At 62.0% G+C, this 6,196-nt stretch carries 5 protein-coding genes and 1 pseudogene; 5 read left to right on the top strand and 1 reads right to left on the bottom strand.

Features of this window, described 5'->3' with window-relative positions; translation table 11 throughout:
• The first annotated feature begins 606 nt into the window (after window positions 1–606).
• From ACYQ6W_RS22360 to ACYQ6W_RS22340, 5 genes and pseudogenes are all read left to right on the top strand, one after another.
• Window positions 607–1,620 carry a tyrosine-type recombinase/integrase gene (locus ACYQ6W_RS22360; protein ID WP_459678471.1) on the top strand — a complete coding sequence of 338 codons (1,014 nt, stop codon included), beginning with the start codon at window positions 607–609 and terminating at the stop codon, window positions 1,618–1,620.
• The gene (locus ACYQ6W_RS22355) at window positions 1,620–2,459 is read left to right on the top strand and encodes a hypothetical protein (protein ID WP_459678470.1); all 840 of its coding nucleotides are present in this window, start codon (window positions 1,620–1,622) and stop codon (window positions 2,457–2,459) included. The genes ACYQ6W_RS22360 and ACYQ6W_RS22355 overlap by 1 nt, the downstream gene beginning before the upstream one ends.
• Entirely contained in the window at window positions 2,456–3,562 is a 1,107-nt protein-coding gene (locus tag ACYQ6W_RS22350) for a segregation and condensation protein A (RefSeq protein WP_459678469.1), read from the top strand. Before ACYQ6W_RS22355 ends, ACYQ6W_RS22350 begins: the two co-directional genes overlap by 4 nt.
• Window positions 3,563–3,671: 109 nt before the next feature.
• The gene (locus ACYQ6W_RS22345; protein ID WP_459678467.1) at window positions 3,672–4,214 is read left to right on the top strand and encodes an N-acetyltransferase family protein; all 543 of its coding nucleotides are present in this window, start codon (window positions 3,672–3,674) and stop codon (window positions 4,212–4,214) included.
• A gap of 213 nt (window positions 4,215–4,427) precedes the next feature.
• Window positions 4,428–4,634: pseudogene (locus ACYQ6W_RS22340) on the top strand (integrase core domain-containing protein); the annotation flags it as partial.
• A gap of 61 nt (window positions 4,635–4,695) precedes the next feature.
• Here the strand turns inward: ACYQ6W_RS22340 and ACYQ6W_RS22335 are convergent.
• Window positions 4,696–5,868, bottom strand: a complete 1,173-nt coding sequence (locus tag ACYQ6W_RS22335; protein WP_459678465.1) for an MFS transporter — start codon at window positions 5,866–5,868, stop codon at window positions 4,696–4,698.
• Between the last annotated feature and the right edge of the window lie 328 nt (window positions 5,869–6,196).

The raw sequence follows: 6,196 nt of genomic DNA, 5'->3' as shown, positions 1-6,196 counted from the left end.
CGAACCTCAGGGCTGAATTTGTTCGTCGTCTTGCTCGTCATAGCTCCACTCTACTTGGAAGTTGGAGCCTCCGGGAAACCCGGTGCGGTTCACTCAGCGCGATTACACGCACTCGAAAGCGAGTGAGGAAAACGCGTGGGGAAACGCGAAGCTGTTCTCACGAGAGGAGTTCGAGCGGGAGCGCCGCGTATAGGAACTCTCTCGTGTGACCTGATGAGCACGACGGAGTGACCTAGATGTGGCACTGGCTCCACGAGCTAGACGTATCTTGTGGAATCGTCTGCTTCGCCGTGTGCCCCTAACGAACAACAGTCGCCTGGATTTCCCCTCACGCTGCAGGCGAGCCGGTAACGACGAGCCCAGACCACTGGTTCCATTTCGGTCGCCCCAACTTCCTGAGCCGGCCAAAGGACGACTCGCCATGGCGGCACAAGGCGAACTGGAGGGGGGCGCAGATGTGCAAGCCGTCATCACAAGGGAAGGGTGCCCATGAATGCTGCATCAGATGACTCTCGGAGAAGAACCTATGCGCGATAAGACCACTTATCGCGCATAGCATCATTATTCGACTTGCTTTCCGGGAGGGGCTTCTGCGAGTCTCTCTTCATGGCCGCGACACCTCACCCTGAGAGCGATCTCCACCCCGTCCTTCCCGCCGAAACGGGGCGGATCGCGGCCTTGTCCGAGGCCGGGGCGCAGGCGCTCGCCCATGCTGAGACGCTCGCGCAGCGGGCTGCGGCCCCGAACACCATGCGGGCCTATCGCGCGGACTGGCAGCATTTCGCCGACTGGTGCGCGGCGCACGGCTTCGTACCTGTGCCTGCCGCACCCGCCGTGGTCGGCGCCTATCTCGCGAGCCTTGCCGAGAGCCACGCGCCGAATACGATCCGGCGACGGCTGGCGGCGCTCGGCAAGATGCACCGCTTCAACGATCTGCCCTGGAACCCGTCGCATCGCGGCATCCAGGGGCCGTTGCAGGGGCTGCTGCGTCAGCATGGGCGGCCGCCCCAGAAGGCGGCGCCACTGACACTCGCCTTGCTGCGTCAGCTGGTCGCGACCTGCGACGTCTCGGCCCGCGGGCGGCGCGATCGTGCCCTGCTGCTCTTCGGCTTCGCCGGCGCCTTGCGCCGCTCGGAGCTGGTCGGACTGCAGGTGGAAGACGTGGCGGAGGTCGCGGGCGGCTTGCGGCTCCGCATCCTGCGCAGCAAGACGGACGGGGCAGGGCACGGCGCCGAGATCGGTCTGCCGCGCGGCCGTCATGCCGAGACCTGCCCGGTGCAGGCCTTTGCCGCCTGGCAGGCGGTTGCCAAACGGCGTGCCGGCCCGCTCTTCCGGCGCATCAGCACCGGCGGGACGATCGGCGATGCGGCGCTGCATCCCGACGCGGTGCGGCGCATCCTCGACTATCGCTGCCGCCTGGCCGGGATCGTGGTCGAGGGCTTCGAGCGGTTGTCGGCGCATGCGCTCCGGGTCGGCTTCATCACCGAGGCCTATGGGCAAGGCGTGCGAGACGAAGACATCATGCGCCATACCCGTCACCGCGATCTGCGGACGATGCGGGGTTACGTGCAGCGCGCCGGGCTGGTGACGGAGAGCCCGGCCGGCGCCCTCGATCTCTGATGCAGTACCGCACGCCTTGGGAGGTCGATCCGCCGCCCGAGGAGGGGACGACCTCGGTGCCGGAGCCTCTCCCGGCGCCTGCGAAACGGCGGGGCCGGCGTCCGGCGGCTCCGGTCGTCAAGGATCTGGATCGTCGGGCAGGGCAGGGGACCTGGCTCTATCACCATCTGACGATCACCGGCCCGGCCGAGCGGGTGGCGGATTTCGCCGACGCCGCGCGGGGGCCGGGGATCGTGCCCTGGCGGCTCGACGGTGCCCGCATCGAAGAGGACATCTTCCACCTCGCGGTCTCCCAACCGAAAGCCACCCGCTCTTTGAGCCTCGAGGGCTGCCGCATCCTCGCGCGGCAGTTCCGCGAGCGGGCGGAGGCACGGGCCGCCCGGGCAGCGGCGCTCGTCGCGCAGAGCGAGATCGATCCGGGTGAGGGCCATGCGGGGGGTGGTGCAGTCCACTCCGGGCAAGCGTCTGCGGTCGAAGCGCACGAAGGGCAGGCGTTTGGCGAGCCCGCCTCTGCCGGCCGCACCCATGCGGGCCGCGCCCATGCCGGCCGCACCTGTCCGTTCGATCTGCATCGGCTGCTTCCGGTGCCGCCGGAGATCCTGGCGCATGAACCGACCCATCCGCGGGCCCAGGCCTGGCTCCGCCGGCACTGGGGTTTGAGCGAGACACCGCGCCATGTCGTGCTGCGGCCGGATGCGCGGCCAGGGCGGCGGCTGCCGACGGGCCATAGGGTGCTGGGCTATGGCTTCTTCACTGGCGGCGAGACGCCGCATGAAGCGATCACAAGGATCGCGGCCGCCTGGCCCGATCTGCGCTTCCAGCTGCAGCCGCGGCCGTGACGATCCCGGACGGGGAGGGGAGGGCGCTTGATCCGCCCGGCGGGGTGATGGTCGATGGGCCCGGCTCCGGCGTGTCTCGACCGACGATGGTCGAGCCGCTTGCCGCTCCGACGGATGGTCCTCTTCTCGACGGCGCGATGTCCGAGCAGGAGGGCGATCGGGAACGTAGGTCCGCGTTTGCAACGCCACCGCTGGCGGCCCGGCGGCAGGATGCTCCGCAGGAGGACGTGCGGGCCGTCGATCCGAGCCGCAGTGCAACAGACGACTGGGAGGATGATGCCGCCTGGGAAGCCGGTGGGCGTCGGGTTCCGGCGCCAGTGGTGCCGGTGCTGCATCTCGACGGTTTCGACGGGCCGATGGACCTGCTGCTCGACTTGGCAGAGCGGCAGCGCATCGATCTTGGCCGCCTGTCGATCGTCACGTTGGTCGAGCAGTTCCTCGCGGCCGTCGACGCCCTCCGGGACCGGGTGGCGCTCGAGCGCCGGGCCGACTGGCTGGTCATGGCGACCCGTCTCGTGCTGCTCCGCTCCCGTCTCCTCTGCCCCGAAAGCCCAGAAGCAGCCCAGGCCGCCGAGCGCGACGCGGCGGCGGAGCTTCGCCGGCTCGACGATCTGGTGGCAATGCGCGCCGCCGCCCGCTGGCTCGGCGCTCGGCCGATCTTGGGCGAGGTGGTCTTCGCGCGAGGGGTTCCGGAGCCGACCGGCCTGCAGCTCGGCACCGAGCATACCGTTGACGTCATCGGCTTCCTCTGGGCCTGTCTCGACCTCTTCGACGATGACGCCACCGGCCCAGAGACGGCCGTCCAGTACCGCCCGATTTGGGAGGCGCTCCATTCCGTCGCCGAGGCGCGGGAGCGGATCCTGCGCATTTTGCGCGAGGCCGGGGAGGGGAGGGCCGAGTCTCTGACACTGGATCGTTTCCTGCCGGAGGCGGCGACTGAGACCGATGAGGAGGGTACGCCCGTGCAGGGGCCGCTGCTCCGCGCCTCCGCTTGGGCCACCACCTTCAGTGCCAGCCTCGAGCTCGCCAAGCAGGGGGAGGTGGCGATGGAGCAGGAGGGGGCTTTCGAAGCGGTCTCCGTGGCAATCCCACCAGCAGGTTGAACCAGCTTCGCTGTAGAGCGCTAAGCTGCATTCTCGACAGATCCAGCGGATGACGGGTATCCGGGGGTGAGCGCCACTATGGGCGGCGCGTAACGGTGGAACGGCTGAGGTGCCTGTGCCTGACTTTGTGATACGGCCCTTAGATCGGACGGACGCCGCTGAATATCGACTCCTTCGCCTGGATGCTCTGGAGCTCTATCCCGCCTCTTTTGCAACGTCTCGTGCCGAATGGGCGAGGATCTCGCTCAAGGAAATAGAGGATATCTTGTCGCCGCCGGGTGGAGGTGTCGTCCTTGGAGCTTTCCATCAAGAACGAAGCCTTGGGAATGTCCTGATCGGAATAGCCGGGCTCCAGCCCAATTCTCGGGAGAAATATCGCCACAAGGCGATGGTCTGGGGGATGTATGTCGATCCCGAGTGGCGAGGGCAGGGAATTGCGCGCTCCTTGTTGGAGCGCTTGATCGGTTATGCACGAGCGCAGGCGGAGCTGCGGCAGGTCATTCTGACTGTCACGGAGGGGAACGCAGCTGCACAGGCCCTGTATGAGCAGCTGGGCTTTCAGGTCTACGGGGTGGAACCGAACGCGATTGATCCCGGCGACGGCTCTTACCGGGATGAGATCTTCATGGTGCTCGACCTGCGAGGCACGTGAGTGCCCATCGGGTCGCATCCCCAACAGGGTCAGGAAAGAGTTAGGCTGCGGATGTAACCTTGCGGGGACGACCGCCTCTGCGGCGATTCTTTTGCGCGCTACTCCGCTTTGCTTCCGAAGTCGCCTGACCGCCACGGCTGGCGAAAATGGTGGCAACAGTCCGCGTCGGCAGCGTCGCCGGCAGAACCGACGTTATTAGACCGTCAACGCTGAGCGGAAGCCTTTGTGCGAACCTTCAAGCGCGATTTCGTCGCTTTCAATCTAACGCCGGACGCACAGACCGTCATCCGTTCGCTGCCCATCTGGTTCGAGCATTACAACTCGTTGCACCCGCATCGTGCGCTAGTTTATCGATCTCCGAGAGAGTTCATCGCTCTCAAAGCATCTTCAACTGGTGAGGTTGCGTTGTCCGAGAATTAAGGGGCAACGACAATGGTCGTGAGGACAGTATTTTCAATCCCACCATCTGCAATAGAGTTCCTCACGGAGTGAAATGGCTACCCCTCCGTCTATGGATAGGTAAAAAAACAATTGTTCCGCCCAATAGACTTAACAAACTCGCAATAATTGCCGCTTGTCCGAATTCCTTAGACGTAGTCACGAGTCCAATTATTACCGCGGCCATCGTCCATCCAAGAAAATTCGATATAGCTGTTAATGAGGTGGAGAACCCCACTTGCTCTTTCAATATTGATTGCAAATAAGAGATTGTGACCGTTAACAGTCCCGATGCTCCGAAAGAGCCGAGGGCTACAACGCCGTAGATCTCACCAAAATTTGAGATTCTTGCGAGAACTATAAAGTAGGCAGAATAAATCACAGACGCGATAAAAATCGTGGTTGAGCTTCCCCATCGATCAGCGAGGATTCCCCATATCAACGTTGAAGGAATTTCGAATGCGGATTCGATGCCGACGATGAAGCCGACGTCACTTATGCTTCCGTGTAGGTGATAAATGACTATAGGGCCAAGAATCAGAGCATCTAGCCTTAATGATCCGGTCACGAGACCAACCGCCGTCACCTTCAACAACACAGACTTTCGTCGCAGCGCCAGCATGCTATCGCGATAGCTGATATCCTGCTTTAGGGACGAGAACCTTTCATTCAGAACCACTCCCTGTAGTGAAAACAAAAACAGGACAAACGCGAATAATCCTGCCCCAGATGCTACCAGGTAGCTGCTAAACATATCTCCTTGTCTCGACACTAACCTCGCTACCAAAGGTGGAGTGACCACCCAGGATAGAGAATATAGTGAGCGCGCGAGAGAATTAGCCATGTTCGGACGGATCCCGTCGATAATCACGACTTGCTTATACAACGCCAGCGCTTGCTGAAAAATAACACTAGCCGTCGATCCAAAAAACAATGTAGAGATGACGAACGAGAGCGGCGTCCGATCTAACGCAACCCACAGAAAGCCTACTCCGCCGATCAGACCTGCCATTCCTATCGGCATAAATTTTCTTCTTATAATGTCCGCGAAGTAGCCAGCATTAACGGCAACGCATACCGACACTATGGAGGAGAAAAAAATTAAAATTCCATAAATTACCCCCTGTAGGCCTAAATGAAAGGCGATTAAAGATTGATATGAAATTATAGAGGCCCTCATAATCCCCGCAGAAGCCACAAAACCTAAAACGATCACAACTTCTCTGCCCTTTGTTTTCACAACCTTAGGTGGAGATGGTCGCATCTTTGTGATCGAGCCCCCGTTTTGCCCTGCTTATTAGCGACAACAATCAATAGAAAACAATAGGAACTATATCGAGACGGCGCCGGTTGCGGGGCAAGGTGGTCAAAGCTCCCGAGGCAGGGCGAGCGCAGATACCAAACGCTCGTTCTCAGATGTTGGAACGAACCCGCAAGCATGCAGGGAAGGGTATCCATCCGCCGGTGGCCGCCTGGCGTTGATATTACCGAGCGCGCTTAAGGTCGTCCTTATGAGTGCGCATAAGGATGGTGGATGAGCCAGG

It is taken from the genome of Acidisoma sp. 7E03, assembly GCF_054665075.1.
The sequence above is the reverse complement of the archived record's forward strand: the minus strand, read 5'-3'. Positions and strand labels throughout refer to the sequence as shown.

Bases quoted from the DNA above. Each gene is read 5' to 3' on its own strand.
- ACYQ6W_RS22355 (WP_459678470.1), top strand. From the start codon at position 1,620: ATGCAGTACCGCACGCCTTGGGAGGTCGATCCGCCGCCCGAGGAGGGG.
- ACYQ6W_RS22360 (WP_459678471.1), top strand. From the start codon at position 607: ATGGCCGCGACACCTCACCCTGAGAGCGATCTCCACCCCGTCCTTCCC.